The sequence below is a fragment of the Tepidanaerobacter sp. EBM-38 genome (assembly GCA_001896545.1).
Taxonomy (GTDB): Bacteria; Bacillota; Thermosediminibacteria; order Thermosediminibacterales; family Tepidanaerobacteraceae; genus Tepidanaerobacter.
In genome coordinates this window covers 1-1,138 of record MPOT01000103.1, presented here as the reverse complement: position 1 = coordinate 1,138, position 1,138 = coordinate 1, and the positions used below count along the sequence as shown (strand labels likewise).

Annotated in this window: 1 protein-coding gene and 4 tRNA genes; all 5 read left to right on the top strand. The window is 47.0% G+C overall.

The window, feature by feature from the left end; all coding sequences use genetic code 11:
• Positions 1-84 precede the first annotated feature (84 nt).
• The 5 genes from BUC45_RS11320 (at position 85) to BUC45_RS11300 (ending at position 1,136) form a co-directional block, all read left to right on the top strand.
• A tRNA-Arg gene (locus BUC45_RS11320) sits at positions 85-161 on the top strand.
• 20 nt (positions 162-181) lie between these two features.
• Positions 182-258, top strand: a tRNA-Arg gene (locus tag BUC45_RS11315).
• A gap of 36 nt (positions 259-294) precedes the next feature.
• Positions 295-777, top strand: coding sequence for a tRNA adenosine(34) deaminase TadA (gene tadA, locus BUC45_RS11310; RefSeq protein WP_296972413.1), 483 nt, complete (start codon positions 295-297; stop codon positions 775-777).
• Between the two features lie 55 nt (positions 778-832).
• A tRNA-Ser gene (locus BUC45_RS11305) sits at positions 833-923 on the top strand.
• Positions 924-1,044: 121 nt separating this feature from the next.
• A tRNA-Ser gene (locus BUC45_RS11300) sits at positions 1,045-1,136 on the top strand.
• Positions 1,137-1,138: the final 2 nt, after the last annotated feature.

The following is a 1,138-nucleotide window of genomic DNA, read 5'->3' as shown; positions in this document are numbered from 1 at the left end:
GTCGAAGGCGGTCGCCTGCTAAGCGATTATACGGACTAAAATCCGTATCGAGGGTTCGAATCCCTCTCTCTCCGCCATTTGCATGCGCCTGTAGCTCAATTGGATAGAGCGTCTGACTACGGATCAGAAGGCTGTGGGTTCGATTCCTGCCAGGCGCACCATTATTTAAACGCATTTAATTGCGCCCGTAGCTCAGGAGGATAGAGCAGCGGTTTCCTAAACCGCGTGCCGGGGGTTCGAGTCCTCCCGGGCGCACCATAAAATGATAAATGTAAATAAGGATTGTAGTAAAATATGCCTACACTCGAATATCAGAAGGATGATTTTTTTTTCATGAGGCAGGCCATCCAAGAAGCCAAAAGGGCTATGGAGATAGATGAAGTGCCGATTGGCGCTGTTGTTGTAAAGGCTGACGAAGTCATAGCCAGAGCCCATAATCTCAGAGAAACATTGCAGGATGCAACTGCTCATGCGGAACTCTTGGCTATTAGAAAGGCTTGTGAAGTATTAGGTACTTGGCGGCTGCAAGGCTGCACTTTGTATGTAACACTAGAACCCTGTCCTATGTGTGCAGGTGCCGTTATTTTGTCGAGAGTTGACCGATTGGTGTTTGGCGCAAAAGACCCAAAGGGCGGGGCTTGCGGTAGCCTAATAAACCTTCCCGCTGATGAAAGATTTAATCACAGACCAAAAATATCTGCCGGGATAATGGCCGATGAGTGTGGCAATATCTTGAAAAAATTTTTTCAAGATAAACGAATGAATAAAAAAGCTTAAACATAAAAGTAAAATTCTATATCGAGCAACATCTGGCATCCGACTTCTGAAACAGGGAGAGATGGCCGAGAGGTTGAAGGCGCTCGCCTCGAAAGCGAGTGGGCGGTGACCCCGTCCCGTGAGTTCGAATCTCACTCTCTCCGCCATTTAATATAATCTAGAGGTCGCAAACCAGAGCTAAGATGTAAATGAAACTAATTAACAAATTAGTATTGATTGTAGACAGCAATTCCAAATCCGATGTCTAATATCAGATATCCGAAACGTGGAGAGATGGCTGAGCTGGTCGAAGGCGCGCGACTGGAAATCGCGTAACCGTGCTAAAACGCGGTTCGAGGGTTCGAATCCCTCTCTCTCCGCC

Coding starts and splice junctions, on each gene's coding strand:
- tadA (WP_296972413.1), top strand. CDS start 295: ATGCCTACACTCGAATATCAGAAGGATGATTTTTTTTTCATGAGGCAG.